19 protein-coding genes are annotated in these 17,766 nt (G+C 72.6%); 10 read left to right on the forward strand and 9 right to left on the reverse strand.

Going from position 1 to position 17,766, the window contains the following annotated elements:
• Positions 1 to 56 precede the first annotated feature (56 nt).
• Together O7614_RS01155 and O7614_RS01160 are read right to left on the reverse strand one after the other, a co-directional pair.
• Complete coding sequence (locus O7614_RS01155) at positions 57 to 323, reverse strand: DUF6457 domain-containing protein (RefSeq protein WP_145778383.1); 267 nt, start codon at positions 321 to 323, stop codon at positions 57 to 59.
• Positions 320 to 925: an NTP transferase domain-containing protein gene (locus O7614_RS01160; protein ID WP_278136652.1), complete on the reverse strand. Its 606-nt coding sequence runs from the start codon at positions 923 to 925 to the stop codon at positions 320 to 322. The genes O7614_RS01155 and O7614_RS01160 overlap by 4 nt, the downstream gene beginning before the upstream one ends.
• Before the next feature lie 73 nt (positions 926 to 998).
• Here O7614_RS01160 and fdhD point away from each other — a divergent pair, with 73 nt between their 5' ends.
• A complete protein-coding gene (fdhD, locus tag O7614_RS01165; protein ID WP_278136653.1) occupies positions 999 to 1,865 on the forward strand; it encodes a formate dehydrogenase accessory sulfurtransferase FdhD in 867 nt (288 codons plus the stop codon).
• A 3-nt stretch (positions 1,866 to 1,868) separates the two neighbouring features.
• Here the strand turns inward: fdhD and O7614_RS01170 are convergent, their stop codons facing one another.
• The 4 genes from O7614_RS01170 to O7614_RS01185 all read right to left on the reverse strand — a co-directional run bounded on the left by O7614_RS01170 (position 1,869) and on the right by O7614_RS01185 (position 4,650).
• Positions 1,869 to 2,576, reverse strand: coding sequence for a GAP family protein (locus O7614_RS01170; RefSeq protein ID WP_278136654.1), 708 nt, complete (start codon positions 2,574 to 2,576; stop codon positions 1,869 to 1,871).
• 307 nt (positions 2,577 to 2,883) lie between these two features.
• Positions 2,884 to 3,201, reverse strand: a complete 318-nt coding sequence (locus tag O7614_RS01175) for a helix-turn-helix transcriptional regulator (RefSeq protein ID WP_278136655.1) — start codon at positions 3,199 to 3,201, stop codon at positions 2,884 to 2,886.
• Positions 3,201 to 3,617 carry a type II toxin-antitoxin system RelE/ParE family toxin gene (locus O7614_RS01180; protein ID WP_278136656.1) on the reverse strand — a complete coding sequence of 139 codons (417 nt, stop codon included), beginning with the start codon at positions 3,615 to 3,617 and terminating at the stop codon, positions 3,201 to 3,203. Before O7614_RS01180 ends, O7614_RS01175 begins: the two co-directional genes overlap by 1 nt.
• A complete protein-coding gene (locus O7614_RS01185; RefSeq protein WP_278136657.1) occupies positions 3,604 to 4,650 on the reverse strand; it encodes a DUF4192 domain-containing protein in 1,047 nt (348 codons plus the stop codon). The genes O7614_RS01180 and O7614_RS01185 overlap by 14 nt, the downstream gene beginning before the upstream one ends.
• Before the next feature lie 174 nt (positions 4,651 to 4,824).
• Here O7614_RS01185 and O7614_RS01190 point away from each other — a divergent pair, with 174 nt between their 5' ends.
• The 5 genes from O7614_RS01190 (at position 4,825) to O7614_RS01210 (ending at position 11,524) form a co-directional block, all read left to right on the forward strand.
• Entirely contained in the window at positions 4,825 to 5,739 is a 915-nt protein-coding gene (locus O7614_RS01190) for a fructosamine kinase family protein (RefSeq protein WP_278136658.1), read from the forward strand.
• Positions 5,736 to 6,749: a GTP 3',8-cyclase MoaA gene (gene moaA, locus O7614_RS01195; protein WP_278136659.1), complete on the forward strand. Its 1,014-nt coding sequence runs from the start codon at positions 5,736 to 5,738 to the stop codon at positions 6,747 to 6,749. Before O7614_RS01190 ends, moaA begins: the two co-directional genes overlap by 4 nt.
• A 3-nt stretch (positions 6,750 to 6,752) precedes the next feature.
• Positions 6,753 to 7,007: a MoaD/ThiS family protein gene (locus tag O7614_RS01200; protein ID WP_278136660.1), complete on the forward strand. Its 255-nt coding sequence runs from the start codon at positions 6,753 to 6,755 to the stop codon at positions 7,005 to 7,007.
• 13 nt (positions 7,008 to 7,020) lie between these two features.
• Positions 7,021 to 8,268, forward strand: a complete 1,248-nt coding sequence (locus O7614_RS01205; RefSeq protein ID WP_278136661.1) for a metallophosphoesterase — start codon at positions 7,021 to 7,023, stop codon at positions 8,266 to 8,268.
• A gap of 61 nt (positions 8,269 to 8,329) precedes the next feature.
• Complete coding sequence (locus O7614_RS01210; RefSeq protein ID WP_278136662.1) at positions 8,330 to 11,524, forward strand: UvrD-helicase domain-containing protein; 3,195 nt, start codon at positions 8,330 to 8,332, stop codon at positions 11,522 to 11,524.
• A gap of 50 nt (positions 11,525 to 11,574) precedes the next feature.
• Here O7614_RS01210 and O7614_RS01215 read toward each other — a convergent pair whose 3' ends face one another.
• Both O7614_RS01215 and O7614_RS01220 read right to left on the reverse strand, forming a co-directional pair.
• Complete coding sequence (locus O7614_RS01215) at positions 11,575 to 12,249, reverse strand: prepilin peptidase (RefSeq protein WP_278136663.1); 675 nt, start codon at positions 12,247 to 12,249, stop codon at positions 11,575 to 11,577.
• Between the two features lie 10 nt (positions 12,250 to 12,259).
• Positions 12,260 to 13,264 carry an EamA family transporter gene (locus tag O7614_RS01220; RefSeq protein ID WP_278136664.1) on the reverse strand — a complete coding sequence of 335 codons (1,005 nt, stop codon included), beginning with the start codon at positions 13,262 to 13,264 and terminating at the stop codon, positions 12,260 to 12,262.
• Between the two features lie 465 nt (positions 13,265 to 13,729).
• Here O7614_RS01220 and O7614_RS01225 point away from each other — a divergent pair, with 465 nt between their 5' ends.
• The 3 genes from O7614_RS01225 (at position 13,730) to O7614_RS01235 (ending at position 16,416) form a co-directional block, all read left to right on the forward strand.
• The gene (locus tag O7614_RS01225; protein ID WP_278136665.1) at positions 13,730 to 14,152 is read left to right on the forward strand and encodes a hypothetical protein; all 423 of its coding nucleotides are present in this window, start codon (positions 13,730 to 13,732) and stop codon (positions 14,150 to 14,152) included.
• Between the two features lie 429 nt (positions 14,153 to 14,581).
• On the forward strand, positions 14,582 to 15,037 hold the full coding sequence (locus O7614_RS32210; protein ID WP_347404391.1) for a hypothetical protein: 456 nt from the start codon (positions 14,582 to 14,584) through the stop codon (positions 15,035 to 15,037).
• 137 nt (positions 15,038 to 15,174) lie between these two features.
• Positions 15,175 to 16,416, forward strand: a complete 1,242-nt coding sequence (locus O7614_RS01235; protein ID WP_278136667.1) for an ATP-binding protein — start codon at positions 15,175 to 15,177, stop codon at positions 16,414 to 16,416.
• 24 nt (positions 16,417 to 16,440) lie between these two features.
• On the opposite strand, the gene O7614_RS01240 is transcribed toward O7614_RS01235, so the two are convergent.
• A complete protein-coding gene (locus tag O7614_RS01240; RefSeq protein ID WP_278136668.1) occupies positions 16,441 to 16,989 on the reverse strand; it encodes an N-acetyltransferase in 549 nt (182 codons plus the stop codon).
• Between the two features lie 133 nt (positions 16,990 to 17,122).
• Between O7614_RS01240 and O7614_RS01245 the strand changes: the two genes are divergently transcribed.
• Positions 17,123 to 17,668: a DoxX family protein gene (locus O7614_RS01245; RefSeq protein WP_278136669.1), complete on the forward strand. Its 546-nt coding sequence runs from the start codon at positions 17,123 to 17,125 to the stop codon at positions 17,666 to 17,668.
• Positions 17,669 to 17,766 lie beyond the last annotated feature (98 nt).

Here is a 17,766-nt window from a genome sequence, read left to right on the forward strand (position 1 = left end):
CCTACCCACGCCGCCCGTGCGTCGAATCAGCCCGGACCGGGATCGGACAACGGCGGTCAGGGGGCCGTCGGGTCCGCCGGGTCGGCGCCCAACTCGACCGGCCAGGTGCCGGCCAGCGCGCTGAGCCGGGCCGCGGCGTCCGCCGGGTCGGCGCCACGCCCAACTGCCACCCCGAGCAGGTACGCGGTGACCGGCGCACCCGGCCGCAGCACCTGGTGGGCGACGTCGCGGGCCAGGTCCAGCACCGCCGGCACGGGCACCCCGGAAGGGTCCAGCTCCAACTCGGCGCACGCCGCCGTGACCCAGTCGTCCATCACCGTCATCGCGCCCACTCCTCCGCCCGGCGTACGTCCTCGTCAGTGTCGCAGTCGAACCAGGGCGGCGGGCCGTCGCCGGACCAGGGCACCTCCCGCACCTCGAGCCCGGCCAGCAGCGCCCGGACCGGGGCTCCGGACAGGCCGCCACCCCGCTCGACAGTCAACCGGTCCAGCCCGGCCCGCAACGCGGCGACCCGCCACACACCGCAGAGCGACTGCCGCCGCCCGTCGCCGTCGACGAAGCAAGCTCCGTCGGGCTGGGGCTCGACCCGGGTGAGCTGATCCAGCAACTCGCCGACCGCGGAGCGGGTCAGCAGCGGCAGGTCCGCAGCGAGCAACGCGACCAGCGTCGAATCCGGGTCGAGCACTGCCAACCCGGCCGCCGCCGCGGCGACCGGACCACCACCGGGTGGGTCCTCCCGAGCGACGCGCACCCCGTTCGGCACGGCACCGACCGGACCGACCAGCACCCGGGGTGTGGCATCGGAAACAGCAGCCAGCACCCGGTCACGCATCGGGCGGCCCCCGACCGGGAGCGCCGGCTTGTCCACCCCGCCCATCCGGCGAGCCGCCCCACCGGCGAGCACCACCGCGGCGTACGTCCCCATCCGGCCACGGTAGCCGGGTGTTCGGTGCCCGGTGGCCGTGCGCGTCTGGCGGCGCGAGGTGGAGGATGGCGGGATGGGACGGGCAACTGATCGGCGGGGCGTACTCCGAATCGACCTGGACGCGGTGACCGCTGGGCGTGGGTCCGTCCGTCGTCCGGACACGCTCGCGGTGGAGGAGCCGCTGGAGATCCGCGTCGGCGCGGCCGGTCCCGGCCGCCGACGGCCGCTCGCCGTCACCATGCGCACCCCCGGTGACGACCTGGACCTGGCCATCGGGTTCCTGCTGACCGAAGGGCTGATCCGGTCGACCGACGACGTGTCGACCGCTCAGCTCTGCGCGGGCGCGGAGACGCCGAACACGTACAACGTGGTGGACGTGGTGCTCGCCCCCGGCGTGCCGGAACCGACCACCGACCCGTCCCGGAACTTCTACACGACCAGTTCCTGCGGGGTCTGCGGCAAGGCGAGCATCGACGCGGTACGCACCCGGTCGCTGTTTCCGGTCTCGGCGGATCCGCTCAGTGTGCCGGCCACGCTCCTCAGCGAGCTGCCCGACCGGCTCCGCGCCGCCCAGCGCGGCTTCGACCGGACCGGTGGACTCCACGCGGCAGGGCTGTTCACCCCCGACGGTGAGCTGGTGGTGCTCCGGGAGGACGTCGGCCGGCACAACGCCGTGGACAAGGTGATCGGCTGGGCGGTCCGGGAACGACGGCTACCGCTCGCCGGGCACCTGCTGCTGGTCTCCGGGCGGGCCAGCTTCGAGCTGACCCAGAAGGCCTGGATGGCGGGGCTGCCGCTGCTGGCCGCGGTGTCCGCCCCGAGCACCCTCGCGGTCGAACTGGCCGACGAGGCAGGGATGACACTTGTCGGTTTCCTGCGCGGCCGGACGATGAACGTCTACGCCGGGCCGCACCGGATCACTGTGGAGCGGCCGGCCTGACGCTCAGCGATCGAGCAGGTCGAACAGGCCGAGCCGGACGGCGGCGTCGCGGGCGATCAGGAAGCCGGCGATGCCGAGGATCCAGCCCAACGCGCTGCCCGCCTTGTTCACGATCCAGTTGTTGAGTCGGGCGAGCACCGGCTCGACCAGTGCCGGGCGGGCCACCCTGGCACCCAGCAGGAGCATCGCCGGCAACACCATGACCAGGCAGTATCCGGCCAGCAACGCCACCACGGTCGCCGAACCAACCCCGGAGGTGGCCAACAGACCCACCGCCCCGAGGTACGGAAGCATGGTCGCCACCTCGGCGAGCGCGGCGAGCAACGCGAGCCCGACCAGCCATCGGACCGAGGAGTCGCCGGCGGTCGCCCGGTCCCGCCACCGCAGCACACCACCGGTACGCGGACGCCGTTTGCCGTCGTAGCGGAAGCTGAGCGCCAGCATGCCGACGCCCAGGACGAGTTGCGCCCAGAGCACGGCCCGGTTGTCCAGCGCACCGCCCAGCGCGTCCGCGAGCGTGCTGCCACCGAAGACCAGCAGCAGCCCCACCGCCAGGTAGAACCCCGCGATCGTGGCGAGGTAGCCCAGGATCCGTCGGGCGTTGACCGGCCCGGGGGCGAGCAGCAGCCAGACCGGGATGAACAGGGTGCCGATGCTGGTGCTGTCGATCAGCGCCAGGCCGGCCAGCGACAGCAGCAATGCGGGGGTCACGAGATCATTCTCCGAGGCCGGAGGTGCCGCCGCGTCGATCGTGAAAGGGAGAAGCGCCTACATCGTTCGACGGATGCGCTGGTCGAGGGGCCCGCCCCGGACGATCGACCCCGGGGGACGAGGGATCAGCGCCGGGGCGGGAGTAGGTGGGCTATGCGCCAACCCTTGGTCCACTCGGGTTCGTTGATATCGGGGCATCCTGACGACCGGGACACCCCGTTATTAAGGAACCGAGCCGATCAACCCCAGTCGCGCCACCGACACCGGCTGGTTGCCGTCTGGGCCGTCCTACGCCGGGCGCGGTCCGCTAGGCGGCCACGATCTCGACGGCACCGCGGGAGATCTTGACGTCGAACACCATGCCGGTGCCGTTGGAGAGCCTGGCGAGCGTGGCGATCGACGGCGGCTGGTCGCCGGACTCCAGGCGCGCGATGACCGACTGGGTCATCCCCACCCTGCGGGCGAGCGCGGTCTGGGTCAGTTCGTTGTCGGCGCGGTACCGCACGATACGGAGTGCGACCTCGCGCGCGAAGGCTGTCCGATCCCACTCCGCGCGAAAGGCCGGGTCCTGCCGGCTGGCGTCGTCGATGACCTGCTGCGAGGTCTTGAGTTCGGAACGCTTCATCACTCCGCCTCCACGTCCTTGATCCTTCGCTCTGCGGCTGCGACGGCCCGGGTGAAGTTCCGCTGGCTGACGCTGGCCTCCGGGCCGATGGCGCCGACCACGAAAGCCTCGCCAACCTGTGCGTAGAAGACGCGCCATCGGCTGCGCCCTCCGCGTGGGCGCAGCTCACGAAGCTTGTCGGCAATTCTGATCTTGCTGGAGTGCGGGTAGCCGAGGTTGGAGCCAAGGCTTTCCAGCTTTTCGACCGCGTGCCCGATGGCCGCCTGTTCGAGCGCGGGTATGGCTTGCAGCTCGGTCGCGGCCTCTGGGTGAAAGAGGACCGACCAGCGCCGACTATAGCAAAATTGCGATACAGCTGCCGGGAGTTGTCCTGGGTCGGCGCGGCAACCGGCGACCGGCTCCTCAGCGGCGACCACGTCGACTCCTCCGGCGGGGGCGGATCACTCCCGGCATGCCGACCGACGGCCAGCCGTCCAACTCCGACGGGGGCACGCCGCGCCGAAGAAGGTCGTCCAACAACACGGCGAGTGAGTAGTCCGGGTGCAGGCTCAGCGTGCGTTCGAGCGCGACCGCCGCCAGCGCTCCCTGCCCCGCGCGCCAGGCCGCGAACGCCAGCAGCGCCCCGGGCGCGGCAACCAACTCCGGCTCGACCCGGCGCAGTATGTCGGTCCAGAGGGCGATGTCCCGGTCCCGACCGTCGGTGCGTTCCCAGGCGTGATCGCGGACCGGAAGGTGGGTCATCAGCAGGCCCAACCACGCCACCTCGTCGTCGTCGAGCCGCTCGCCGCGCCGCTGCCGACGCTGGGCCTCGCGAACCGCCGCCACCCCGGCGGAGCGCAGAGCCCGCCCGCCGAGCAGGTCACTCTCGGGCGCCCGCTCGATCAACTCGGTCATTCGTAACCCGGCGCGGGCGGTGGCCGCTCGTGCCGCGTCCCGGGCCGAATCGTCAACCGGTGCCACCTGCGCCACGAGCGCGGCCCGATCAGGCAGGGCGACCTGGCCCGCGAAGACCGCCGAGGCGGTCACCGGGTTGGCGCTCGGGTCGTAGCGCCGACCCTCGGGCGGGCAGCAGTCGGGCTCCGAGCAGAGGTAGGACCACCACCGACCCTCGGTCACCCGCAGCGCGTCGAGCACCTCGATCCCACCGGCAGTCAGCGCGACACGCACCGCGTCCACCGCCGGGGTGACGCGGTCGGGTGGCCCGTAACCGACCACGGTGGCGGACTCCGCGCCCTGCCTGCGGATCACGCCGGCCAGATGCCGTGCCCGCTCGACCAGATCGGTCGACGGGTCGGGCAGATCCGCGCGGGCGGCGAAGATGATCTGCCGGCCGAGCAACGCCACGGCGACCACGCTGTCGGTGGGATGGAACCCGAGCAGGTACGGCACTGCGGCGATCAGGTCGGCGGGCGAGCGGACGGTGAGTCGAGGGCGTTCGGTCGAGGTCATGCCGGTAGCGTGCGGCGCTCCGGTCGACCGTCGCCGCCCCTGTGGACGACACGCGACTTATCCACAGTTACTCACCGTGTTTTTCCTGCTCGGGCCGCATCTACGGGTGCCGCGGGAGGGTCGATGTCCCTCGGGCGCGGCCACGGTGTCGTGGGGAGCGGTTACCGTGCGCTGATGGACCTCGCGTACCTACGCGCGCACCCGGCACACCTGCCGACCTTCCGGACCCACCAGCGCATCCGGGAGACGCCGGTCGCCGGTGGAAACATCTGCGCCGCCGCCCGGCTCACCCTGGACGACGGCCACTCCGTCTTCGCCAAGTCCTGGCCCGAGAAGGCCGACCGGACGGCACCGGAGGGCTTCTTCGCCGCCGAGGCCGCCGGGTTGCGGTGGCTGCGGGAGGCGGGCGCGGTCGCCGTACCCGAGGTGATCGTGGCATTACCGGACCTGCTGGCGCTCGACTGGGTGGAGCCCGGCGAACCGACGCCGGAGGCCGCGGAGCGCTTCGGCCGGGAGTTGGCCGACCTGCATCGGGCGGGGTCGGCCAGCTTCGGTGCGCCCTGGCCCGGCTTCATCGGGTCGCTTCCACAGGACAACACCCCCACCGACGGGCCCTGGTCGACATGGTTCGCCGAGCGACGACTCCTCCCCTACCTGCGACGCTCGGTCGACCGCGGTGCGCTGACCGACGCCGACGCCACGTTGGTCGAGCAGGTGGTCGACCGGGCCGGTGGGCTCGGCGGCGACGAGCCGCCCGCGCGCATCCACGGCGACCTGTGGCCGGGCAACGTGCTGTGGGGGGCAGACGACCGTGCCTGGCTCGTCGACCCGGCAGCGCACGGCGGGCACCGGGAGACAGACCTCGCCCAACTCGCACTCTTCGGCGGCATCCCGCACCTGGATCGGGTGCTGGCCGCCTACCAGGAGAGCTGGCCGTTGCCGGACGGTTGGCGGGCCCGGCTGCCACTGCACCAACTGCATCTACTGCTCGTGCACACCGCGCTGTTCGGCGGCAGCTACCGAGATGCGGTGGTCGAGACCGCCCGTGCCGCCCTGAGCCGGGCCGAGCGCGCTACGGTCGACAGGTGAGCGTCGCCCCGGGGACCGACGGGGTCCTCGTCGACCGGTACGGCCGCGTCGCCCGGGACCTGCGCGTGTCCCTCACCGACAAGTGCAACCTGCGCTGCACCTACTGCATGCCGGCCGAAGGTCTGCCCTGGCTGGCCGGCCCCGAGTTGCTGACCGACGAGGAGATCGTCCGGCTGGTCCGGGTGGCCGTCGAGCGCCTCGGCGTGACCGAGGTGCGGTTCACCGGCGGTGAGCCGCTGATCCGACAGGGGCTGGTCGGCATCGTGACCGCGGTCGCCGCGTTGCAGCCCCGCCCCCGGGTCTCGCTGACCACCAACGGCATCGGTCTGGACCGGCTGGCCCCGGCGCTGAGCGCGGCCGGCCTGGACCGGGTGAACGTCTCACTGGACACCCTGGACCCGGGCCGGTTCGACCGGCTCACCCGCCGACCCCGCCTCGACGCGGTGTTGGCCGGGCTCGCCGGGGCGAAGGCCGCCGGGCTCAACCCCGTGAAAATCAACTCCGTGCTGATGCGCGGGGTCAACGAGGACGAGGCACCGGCCCTGCTGCGCTTCGCTCTCGACCACGACTACCAGCTGCGGATCATCGAGCAGATGCCGTTGGATGCCCAGCACGGCTGGGACCGCCGCACGATGGTGACGGCGGAAGAGATCCTGACCTCCCTGCGTACCGTCTTCGATCTCAGTCCCGACCCGGCCGAGCGCGGCGCGGCACCGGCGGAGACCTGGTTGGTCGACGGCGGCCCCGCCCGGGTCGGTGTGATCGCCAGCGTCACCCGCCCCTTCTGCGGGGACTGCGACCGCACCCGGCTGACCGCGGACGGCCAGGTCCGGGCCTGCCTCTTCGCGACCGAGGAGTCCGACCTGCGTGCCGCGCTGCGCAGCGGCGCGGACGACGACGAGTTGGCCCGGCGCTGGCGCACCGCGATGTGGGGCAAGCGCGCCGGGCACGGCATCGACGATCCCACCTTCCTGCAGCCGACCCGGCCGATGTCCGCGATCGGGGGTTGAGGCGTGGACCTGACGCCGCTGACCGTCCGCTACTTCGCGGGTGCCCGCGCCGCCGCCGGGCGGACCGAGGAGGTAGTGCCCGCCGGCCGGTCACTCGACGACCTCAGCGCCGAGTTGACCCAGCGACACGGCGACCGGCTCGCCGCCGTGCTGAAAGTGGCGAGTTTCCTGGTGGACGGCGTCACCTGTCATGATCGTCAGGCACCCCTGCCAGCCGGGGCCACGATCGACGTCCTGCCCCCGTTCGCGGGCGGCTGAGGGAGGCGCACGCATGTTGGCGGTTCTGGGGTTCGTGGCCGTCCTGGCTCTGATCACCGGCTTGATCCACTTCTACCTGTGGAAGCGGCTCGTCAGGGACACCACCGCCCCGGGCCGCTGGCGACGGATCGGCGGGATCGCCGCCCTGGTGCTGGCCCTGCTCGTGCCGGTCACCCTCGCCGGGACGCAGGCCGGGCTCTACTGGCTCGCCTGGCCGGGCTACCTGTGGCTCGCGCTGATGTTCTACCTGCTCGTGGTGCTGGTCGTGCTCGAGGTACCGATGCTGGTCACCCGGCTGGTGCTGCGCCGCCGGGTGATCGCCACGGAGCCGACCGCCGCGGCACCCGAGCCGGTGCTGGTCGGTGCCGCCGGGCCGACCGACCCGCCGGCCACCGGCGCCGTCGCGGCACCGGACCACGACCCGACCCGCCGGCTGCTGCTGGCCCGTGGGGCGGCCATCTTCGCCGGCCTCACCGCCACCGCCACCGTCGGGTACGGCGTCCGCACCGCCCTCGGCCCACCACGCCTCGACCGGGTGCAGATCCCGCTGGCCAAACTCCCCCGCAGCATGGACGGCCTGCGTATCGCCACCGTCTCCGACATCCACCTCGGCCCCCTGCGCGGCCGGGCACACACCGAACGGATCGTCGCCGCGATCAACCGGCTCGACGCCGACCTGGTAGCGGTCGTCGGAGACCTCGTCGACGGCTCGGTCGCCGAACTCGGCTCGGCCGCCGCGCCGCTGCGCGACCTGCGCTCCCGGTACGGCAACTTCTTCGTCACCGGCAACCACGAGTACTACTCCGGCGTGGAGGAGTGGGTCCAGGAGGTCGACCGGCTCGGCCTGCGGGTCCTGCAGAACAGCCGCCAGGAGATTCAGGCTCGCGGCGGCGTGCTCGACGTGGCCGGCGTGAACGACCTGGACGCGACGGGCGACAGCGGCCTCGCGGCCGGGCCGGACTTCGCCGCCGCCCTCGGTGACCGCGACCCGAGCCGCCCCGTGGTGCTGCTCGCCCACCAGCCGTTGGCAGCCGTGGAAGCGGCCCGGTACGGCGTCGACCTGCAACTGTCCGGGCACACCCACGGTGGCCAGATGGTGCCGTTCAACCTGGCCGTCCGACTGGAACAGCCGGTGGTCAGCGGCCTCGGCGAGGTCGACGGCACCAAGGTGTACGTGACCAACGGCGCCGGCTTCTGGGGGCCGCCGGTCCGGGTCGGGGCCGAGCCGCAGATCAGTCTGGTCGAGTTGCGCTCGGCATAGCGGACGTCACGTCCGCGCGTGGCGGCAGGCGGCCGGCGCGGCGGGCGTGACAGGATGCGGCGTGCCTCCGTTCAGCGCCGTACCCCCCGGTGGCCTACCGCCATTCGTCGCGGACCTGCACATCCATTCGAAATACTCGCGCGCGTGCAGCCGCGACCTCACCACGCCGAACCTCGCGTGGTGGGCCCGGCGTAAGGGCATCGGTCTGCTCGGCACCGGCGACTTCACCCATCCCGCCTGGTACGACCACCTGCGGGACACCCTTCGCCCGGCCGAGCCGGGGCTGTACCGGCTCGATGCCGACGCGGAGCGGGACGTCGCCCGCCGGCTGCCTCCCCGACTGGCGAGCGCCGCGGAGGCGGACCCGGTCCGGTTCATGCTGAGCGTGGAGATCTCCACCATCTACAAGCGGGACGACCGGACCCGCAAGGTGCACCACCTGATCTACCTGCCCGACCTGGACGCGGTAGCGCGGTTCAACACGGCGCTCGGCCGGATCGGCAACCTCGGCTCGGACGGCCGGCCGATCCTCGGCCTGGACTCCCGCGACCTGCTGGAGATCACCCTGGAGGCCAGCCCGGACGGCTTCCTGGTGCCGGCACACATCTGGACGCCGTGGTTCTCCGCGCTGGGCTCGAAGTCGGGCTTCGACGCGATCGCGGACTGCTACGCCGACCTGGCCGAGCACATCTTCGCCGTGGAGACCGGCCTCTCCTCCGACCCGGCGATGAACTGGCGGGTCGGCAGCCTGGACGGCTACCAACTGGTGTCCAACTCGGACGCCCACTCCCCGCCGGCCCTGGGCCGGGAGGCGACCGTGCTGGCCACCGAACGGAACTACTTCGCCGTCCGGGAGGCGCTGCGAACCGGTAACGGCCTGGCCGGGACGATCGAGTTCTTCCCGGAGGAAGGCAAGTACCACGCGGACGGGCACCGGCTGTGCGGCGTCAACTGGTCGCCGGAGCGCACCCGCGCGGCCGGCGGGCGCTGCCCCGAGTGCGGCAAACCCCTCACGGTGGGCGTCCTCAGCCGGATCGAGGAGCTGGCCGACCGCCCGGCGGGGCACCGGCCGGCGGGCGCCCGGGACGTCACCCACCTGGTGCCGCTCGCCGAGATCCTCGGTGAGATCAACAAGGTGGGCCCCCGGTCGAAGAAGGTCGAGGGGCGACTCAACGAGTTGGTGGCGGCGCTCGGCCCCGAGCTGGAGATCCTGACCACCACGCCGCTCACCGACGTCGCGCAGACCGGCGGGGAACTCCTCGCGGAGGGCATCGGGCGGTTGCGGCGGGGCGAGGTACGTCGGGTGCCGGGCTACGACGGCGAGTACGGGGTGATCACGCTCTTCGACCCGGCGGAGCTGGGCAGCCACGGGGGTACGGCACAGGAGACGCTGTTCGACGTACCCGTGCCGGCGCAGCGACGTCCCGCGGAGCCGCCGGCCCGCGCGACGGCCAAGCGCCCGGCGGCGGCCAAGGCCGAGCCGAAGCGCAAGCCGACTCCGCCGCCCGCGCCACCGATCGCGCCGCCGCCGTCACCGCACGAGCCGTTCGAGCCGATGCTGTCCGGCATGGAGGAGGTCGGCACCGGTCTGCTGGACCGTCTGGACGCGATGCAGCGGGTGGCCGCCTCCGCACCCGGCGGTCCGCTGCTGATCGTCGCCGGCCCGGGCACCGGCAAGACCCGGACGCTCACACACCGGATCGCGTACCTCTGCGCGGAGCTGAACGTCTTTCCCGAGCACTGTCTGGCGATCACGTTCACCCGTCGGGCCGCCGAGGAGCTGCGGCACCGCCTCGACGGTCTGCTCGGCCCGGTCGCCGAGGACGTCACCGTCGGCACGTTCCACGCGCTGGGGTTGACCATTCTTCGGGAGAACGCCGAAGCCGTGGGCCTACCGACCGGCTTCCGGATCGCCGACGACGCCGAGCGGTCGGCGGCACGGGCGGAGGCCGGCGACGACAACGCCAGCTACACGGCGTTGCTGCGCAAGCAGGACCTGGTCGACCTGGACGAGTTGGTGACCCTGCCGGTGGAGTTGTTGCGGGCCGATCGTGGGCTGGTGGAACGCTACCGGGACCGCTGGCGGTGGATCTTCGTCGACGAGTACCAGGACGTCGACGCGACGCAGTACGAGCTGCTGCGGCTGCTCAGCCCGGCGGACGGCAACCTCTGCGCGATCGGCGACCCGGACCAGGCGATCTACTCGTTCCGGGGTGCCGACGTCGGCTACTTCCTGCGCTTCTCCGAGGACTTCACCGACGCCCGGTTGGTTCGACTCAACCGCAACTACCGATCGTCGGCGCCGATCCTGGCCGCCGCCGTGCAGGCCATCGCGCCGTCCTCGCTGGTGCGGGGCCGACGACTGGATCCGGCCCGACTGGACCCGGAGGCCCCGCTGGTCGGCCGTTACCCGGCGGCCTCCGTCGCCGACGAGACCGACTTCGTGGTCCGTACCGTCGACGAACTGGTAGGCGGACTGTCCCACCGCTCACTGGACTCGGGCCGGATCGACGGCCGGTCCACGACGCTGTCGTTCTCCGACATCGCCGTGCTGTACCGCACCGACGCACAGGCAGCACCGATCGTGGACGCCCTGACCCGGGCCAACATCCCGGTGCAGAAGCGTTCCCACGACCGGCTGCGGGACCGGCCCGGAGTGGCGGCCATCGCGCGCGAACTGCGGCACGCCGACGGGCTGGGCGGCCCGCTGGCCGCCCGGGTGCGGCTCGCTGGTCAGGTCGTGGCGGAGCGGTTCGCCGTTCCCACCCTGGACGGCGCCGGCGGCACGGTCCGTCCCGAGGACGTCCGCTCGGCCGTGGACCTGCTGACCCCGTTGGCCCGGCGCTGCGGCGACGACCTGGAGGCGTTCCTGTCGCAGTTGGCAACCGGCGCGGAGGTGGACGCGCTCGACCCACGCGCGGAGGCGGTCACGCTGCTCACCCTGCACGCCGCGAAGGGCCTGGAGTTCCCGGTGGTCTTCCTGATCGGCGTGGAGGACGGGCTGCTGCCGCTGCGCTGGCCGGGCTCGACACCGGACGAGGACGCGGTCGCCGAGGAGCGCCGGCTCTTCTTCGTCGGCCTCACCCGCGCCCAGGACCGGCTGTACGTCAGCCACGCCAGCCGGCGTACCCGTCACGGGGTGGAGCGTGACTGCGCTCCGTCGCCGTTCCTCGGTGTCATCGACCCCGGCCTGTTCGAGCGGTTCGGCGAGACCGAGCCCCGTCGCCCCAAGGACCGTCAGCTCCGGTTGATCTGAGGTCCGGGGGCCTCGGGCGTGGCCGGCTCGTCGATGGGGCCGCCGGCTGTTCAGCCCAGGAGGATGGCGAACCACGCACCCGCGAGCAGGGCCGGCCCGAGCGGCAGCAGGGTGTCCCGGCGGACCCGCCGCGCGACGAGCAGGCCGACCACCAACCCACCGTGCAGCAGGTGCGGCAGGAGCAGCCCGATGAACAGGGCGTCCCGGCCCAGCCAGCCGAGCGGCAGGCCGAGGGCGGCGGCGAGTTTCACGTCGCCGAACCCGAGTCGCGAGCCGGGCAGCACGGCCAGCAGCACGTGCGCCGCGCCGGCGACCGTCGCGCCGGTCAGCGCGCCGAGCAGTCGGGCCGGCTCGCCGGACAGCAGCGCCACGCCGGTCAGGCCGGCGAGGGCCAGCAGGCCGGCGGCGAGCACCAGGGGGTCGGGCAGGCGCAGACAGGCCAGGTCGACCCGGGCCAGCACCAACCCCACCGCCGCCACCAGGAGGAAGACCGGCAACGCGGGATCGTCACACCGAGCGACGGCAAGCCCGCCGAACACCGCGGCCGACACCGGCGGACCGCGCCAGACCCAGGCGCCACGTCGAGGCCGGTGGCTCGGCGCGGCAGCCGAGCGCGGCCTCCGCGGCCGGGCCGGCGAATGGGTAAAGCGCCGGGCCAGCGGGGGTACGGCGACACCGAACAGCCCGCCGAGCAACGCCACCCCGACAGCAGCAGCGGCCGACATGGCCCGGAGGTTACCGGCGCTCGCTCACCGGCGAAGTCCCTGATCGTGATCCCGCGCTCGCCCGGCGGGGCCGTTCCGTGCTCACCACCAGTGCGACACCGGCGACGATGACCGCGCCGCCGAGCAGCACCTGCGGGGTGATCGGTTCGGCGACCAGCAGCGCACCGAGCGCCACCGCGACCGCAGGGTTGACGTAGGCGTACGTCGACACCAACGAGATGGGCGCGTTGTGCAGCAGCCAGACGTACGCGGTGAAGGCCACCAGCGAGCCGGCCACCATGAGGTAGCCCAGCGCCAGCCAGGAGCGGGTGCTGACCGTCGCCGGGTGGAAGTCGCCCAGCTCGCCCCGGCCGGCGGAGACGACGGTCAGCACCAGGGCGCCGGCGAGCATCTCGTACACCGTTGCCACGAAGGGGTCGATGGGCATCCGGAGGCGTCCGGAAAGGAACGACCCGACCGACCACGAGGTGGCCGCCGCCACCACGGTCAGGGCCCCCACCAGTGGAACCGCCTCCGAGTTACCGGCGGGCAGCACCAGCAGGACCAGACCGGCGAACCCCACTGTGACCCCGGCGAACGTCCAGAGCGGGGGCCGGTCGCCGGTGGCGGAACGCAACAGCACCACCAGCAGCGGAACTGTCGCCACCAGCAGCGCGGCGATGCCGGAGGGCACCGCCACTCCGGGTGGCCCGGACTCGGCGAGCACCACCAGGCCGTTACCGCCGGCGAGCAGGAGCACGCCGACCAGCGCGGCGGAGCCGAGTTGCCGCCGGTCCACCCGCAGTGCGCCGGGACCCCGGCGCAGCCGCAGCAGCACCGCCAGGATCAGACCGGCCACGGCGAACCGCAGTGCGGCCGACAACAGCGGCGGCAGCGTCTCCACCGTGATCCGGATGGCCAGATAGGTGGAACCCCAGAGCAGGTAGACCACGATCAACGCGGTCCAGATCAGGGCCGGTGTGGCGCCTGCGCGGCGGCCGGCGAGGGCTGCGGCGCTCGGTGGACGTGAGCTCATCAGTGGACCACGCTACGGTGACGTCGGAGTCGGCGTCGCACATTGGTGGCCGGCCTCTCACCACTCGTGCAGGAGGGCGGCATGACGAACTACGGACCACCGGGCGGGGGCGACCCGGGACCGTGGCGTGGACAACGACCCGACGAGACGCCCGGACGGCCGGTGCAGCAGCCTTACCCACCGGCGAACGAGCCCTACCCGCCGACGGTTCCGTCGTACCCGCGCGCACCCCAAGGGCGTCCCGGGCCGTACGACGGACCAGGTCACCCGCCCTACGGAGGCCCCGGTCCCTACGGAGGCGGTTCCGAGGGGTCTTACGGGCACGAGCACGGGCCACCACCCTATGGCGGCGCGTACGGGGCGAACCCGGCGTACGGGGGGCAGCAGTACCGGCCGGCCGAGGAACCGTACGGCGGCGATCCTGCTCCGGCACCGGGCGGGCGCGGTCGGGGGCCGCTGATCGCGATGCTGGCGGTCGTACTGCTGGTGGTGGCCGCTGGCGGTGCGTTCTGGCTGCTACGCGGGCAGGACGATCCGGCCCCGTTGGCCGCGCCGAGCGGGTCGCCCGCGGCCGGTGAGCCGAGCCCGGACGCGGACGTGGCCGAGCCCGCGCCGAGCGGCGCCGCACCGGAGTCGTCGGCCGACCCCCGGTTCGCCAAGGTCGGCCAGTGTGTCCGCAACGACGGCGCTGCGGGCGGCAAACCCAAGCTGGTGATCAGCGGTTGCGTCGCGAAGTCGTACGAGGTGCTCAGCCGGATCGACGGCGCGACCAGCGGCGAGCGCGACGCCGAGGCCAAGTGCGGCAAGGTCGAGGGTTACACCAACTGGTACTTCTTCGACAGCGAGCTGGACACTCTCGACTTCGTCCTCTGCCTCAAACAACGCTGAGACCACCCACCCCGGGGATTTGACATGACGACCTACGGACCACCGGGCTCCGACCAGCCGGACGACCCGCACCAGCGCCCTCCCACCGGAGCCGACGGCTCGCCTGCGGTCGATCCGACCCTGCCCCAGTGGGGCTCGCCAGCGCCGGCCGAGGACCCGACCCGGCAGCAGTGGGGACCGCCGCCGAGCGGCGCGGAACCGCCGACCGCGCCGATGTGGGCACCCCCGCCCACCAACCCGGAGCCGCCAACCGAACCGGTGTGGGCACCCCCGCCCACCTCGGGCCCCGGCTACCCGCCCACCTCGGGCCCCGGCTACCCGCCCAGCTCGGGCCCCGGCTATCCGCCGCCTGGGCCGTTTCCGCCGGCCGGGCCGGTGCCGGGTCAGCCGTCCGCGCCGTGGGGCCAACCGCCTCCGGGTGGGTTCGGTATGCCGCCCGGCGCGCCGGTGAAGAGCAACGGTCGCAAGATCGCTCTCATCGTCGCGCTGGTGGTGCTGCTCCTGCTCTGCCCATGCCTCGGCCTGGCCGGGTGGGCTATCTGGAGGGTCGCGGACGCCAGCAACGACGTCGACCCCATGCCGTCGGTGAGCGTGCCGGTGCTTCCGCCCGTCCTGCCCAGCGCCGCACCGACGCCGGACCTGCCGGACCCGGGAGAGGACGAGGAGTTCGCCCGGGGCGACTGCGTGGTGAACGAGGGCACCGAGGACGACGCGGAGTTGCGCAAGGTGCCGTGTGGCCCGAACACGTACCAGGTGCTGTTGCGGATTCCGGCCACCACCGACGGGGACCGCTGCGAGACGCTCGCGCCGCAGGCGACCGCGAACTACGTGCACGACAACTCGATCGACCTGTTCGACTACGTCCTCTGCCTGAAGGAACGCTAACCCTCGCTTGGCAAAACTAGGGCTGTCTAGCGTCCAAGCTAGACAGCCCTAGTTTTGTCTCGACGATCTCGACACGCCGGTAGCCCCATCTATCCATGTCTAGCCCCGAGGCTAGATGGCCCGATACTCTCCAATGCGTGGATCCGGTCCGCAACCCGTACGCGCCGGGCGCCGGTCAGCGTCCGCCCGAGCTCGCCGGGCGGGGGCGGGAGCTGGACGTCTTCGACATCGTGCTGGAACGCATCGCCCGGGGTCGCCCCGAACGCAGTCTGATGCTCACCGGGCTGCGGGGCGTCGGCAAGACGGTGCTGCTCAACACCCTCCGGTCCCAGGCGATCAACCATCTCTGGGGCAGCGGCAAGATCGAGGCGCGGCCGGACCAGTCGTTGCGTCGCCCGGTCGCCGCCGCCCTGCACATGGCAGTCCGGGAGCTCGCCCCGCGACACCGCGCTCCCGATCGGATCGACAGCTTCCTCGGCGTCCTCAAGGCGTTCGCCCAACGCTCCGCCCCGACCGGGCGGGCCGGCGCCGCCCCGAAACTGCGCGACCGGTGGCAACCCGGCATCGACGTGCCGGCGGCCAGCGGCCGGGCCGACTCCGGTGACATCGAGATCGACCTGGTCGAGCTGCTCAGTGACGCCGCGGCGGTGGCCAGTGACGTGTGCACCGGCATCGCCATCTTCATCGACGAGATGCAGGATCTCGGCCCGGAGGACGTGTCGGCGCTCTGCGCCGCCTGCCACGAGCTGTCCCAACTCGGCGCGCCCCTGATCGTGGTCGGCGCCGGCCTACCGCACCTGCCGGCGGTGCTCAGCGCCGCCAAGTCGTACTCCGAACGGTTGTTCCGCTACCAACGCATCGACCGGCTCGACCGGATCGCCGCCGACCAGGCGCTCTGCGCGCCAGCGGAACGCGAGCAGGTCGAGTACGAACAGAAGGCGCTCGACCTGCTCTACGAGAAGTCCGGCGGCTACCCCTACTTCGTCCAGGCGTACGGCAAGGCGACCTGGGACCACGCGCCGCGCTCGCCGATCACCGCCGCCGACGTGCGGGTCGCCGCGCCGGAGGCGGAGGCGGAGCTGGCGGTCGGATTCTTCGGATCCCGATTCGAACGGGCCACCCCCGCCGAGCGCGAGTACATGCGGGCGATGGCCATGATGTCGGCCGTCGAGGGCGACACGTCGGCTGTGGTCCGCGACGACATGGACGCCGCGGTGCCCACCGCCGAGATCGCCCGGGCTCTCGGCCGCAAGCCCGCCAGCCTCTCCCCGGCCCGGGATGCGCTGATCAAGAAGGGGCTGATCTACTCCGGCGAGCGCGGCACAGTCGCCTTCACGGTGCCGCACTTCGGCCGGTACCTGCGCACCCAACCGGCCTGACCGCCGCCGACCGCGCCCACCCGGTCAGACCTTGGACCAGGGCGCCGGAAAGAGCACCTCACCGCGCGGCGGGGGGCCCTCCTCACTGGTGGACGGTGGCAGCACCATCGCCTGCCAGGGCTCACCGAGACCAGCCCACGGGCCGGTCAGGCCCAGCTCCGTCGCCGGGCCGAAGCCGAACCGGCGGTAGAACGCCGGGTCACCGAGGACCACGACGAGCCGCTCGCCCAACTCTGTGGAGGCGTCCAACGCGGCCTGCACGACCGCCGTGCCGTGCCCGACGCGCTGCCGGTGCGGCGCGACCGCCACCGGGCCGAGCGCCAGGATGGGCACGTCGGAGCCCCGCTCCGGCCGCACCCGCACCCGGGTCAGCAGCGCGTAACCGACCACCTCACCGCCGTACTCCGCGACCATGGCCAGCTCCGGCAACCAGGCGGCGGTGCCGCGCAGCTCGTCGACCAGGCTCACCTCGGGCGGCGTCACCACGTCCGGGCGGGCGAAGGCGGCTGCCAGCACGCGGCGTACCGAGCCGGCGTCAGCCGTGTCCTCGGGCCGTAGCCGCAGCGTGGTCACCCGCGCGACGTTACCCGCAGCAGCCGGTCCATCCGTGACTGTCGCTCGAATCGGCGTGGCGCACGTGCACGGGCACCGATCCGATCCGGCCGTTGCCGGGGTAGCAAACGCCGCGACGGGGTATGACTGATCCATGACGCCCGTACGCTCTCTCGCCCGAGCCATGCTGAGCGGCATCTTCGTGGTCCAGGGTTACCGGAACTTCCGTGACCCGGGCCGGCTCGCGGTGGCCGCCCAGCCGGTGACCGAGAAGGTCGCGCCGCTTCTGAAGAAGGCACACCCGAACTTCCCCACCGAGACCGAGACGTTGATCCGACTCAACGCGGCGGTGCAGGTCAGCGCCGGGCTGATGCTGGCCACCGGGCGGCTCCGTCGACCTGCCGCACTGGTCCTCGCCGGCACGCTGGTGCCGGTGACCGTCGCCGGGCATCCCTTCTGGAAGAACGACGATCCGACCACCAGGAACAACAACCAGATCCACGCCATGAAGAACCTCGGCATCCTCGGCGGCCTGCTGCTGGCCGCCGCCGACACCGGTGGCAAGCCCGGCCTGCGGTGGCGGACCGGTCATCGCATCGGCCACTCTCGACGTTCCATGCAACGTGCCGTCCGTACCGCCCGGCGCGAGGCTCGGATCGCCGTCCGATCCGCGTCCACCGCACGGCGACTTCCCGGCTGAACTGCGTCGATCCGTCTCCGAGCCACCCCCACCCCCCGCTAAGGCCACGAATTACCTGAACCACCCGGTAGGCGTTAACGCGGTGGAAATGTCAAAAA

This window comes from Micromonospora sp. WMMD961 (assembly GCF_029626145.1).
Taxonomy (GTDB): Bacteria; Actinomycetota; Actinomycetes; order Mycobacteriales; family Micromonosporaceae; genus Micromonospora.